Source organism: Bradyrhizobium sp. WYCCWR15520, assembly GCF_056174665.1.
The window spans coordinates 1-526 of record NZ_JBWBWM010000187.1 but is presented as its reverse complement, the minus strand read 5'-3'; the positions used below and the strand labels follow the sequence as shown (position 1 = coordinate 526).

At 65.0% G+C, this 526-nt stretch carries 1 protein-coding gene and 1 pseudogene; both read left to right on the top strand.

Annotation, left to right across the window (positions count from 1 at the left end; genetic code table 11):
* On the top strand, positions 1 to 338 hold a 338-nt coding region (locus AC0QUY_RS42795), incomplete at its 5' end, for a response regulator (RefSeq protein ID WP_475391768.1).
* A 55-nt stretch (positions 339 to 393) separates the two neighbouring features.
* A pseudogene (locus tag AC0QUY_RS42790) lies at positions 394 to 526 on the top strand (chemotaxis protein CheW); the annotation flags it as partial.

Here is a 526-nt window from a genome sequence, read left to right as displayed (position 1 = left end):
ACATGCTGGCCCCGGTCTTGAAGGCCGCCGGCTACAAGGTGCGGGTCGCCGTCAACGCCCAGGAGGGCCTGTCTGCGCTGCGCTCGGGTTACAACTTCGACGTGGTGCTGACCGACATCGAAATGCCCGACATGAACGGCTTCGAGTTCGCCGAGACGATCCGCGCCGACCACAATCTGGGCCAGTTGCCGATCATCGCGCTGTCCTCGCTGGTGTCGCCGGCGGCGATCGAGCGCGGGCGGCAGGCCGGCTTCCACGATTATGTCGCCAAGTTCGACCGTCCCGGCCTGATCGCGGCGCTGAAGGAACAGACCGCCGACGACAGGCGCGCGGCATGAACAAGTTCAGCCCGGCACGAACAAGTTCAGCCGCACGGCCTAAGGAACCCAACACATGACAACAACCAAGACCGACACCATCGACGGCACCGTGGCCGAATACGTCACCGCCGTGATCGGGGGACAATTGTTCGGCCTGCCGATCTCGCGGGTGCAGGACGTGTTCATGCCGGAACGGCTGACGCGGG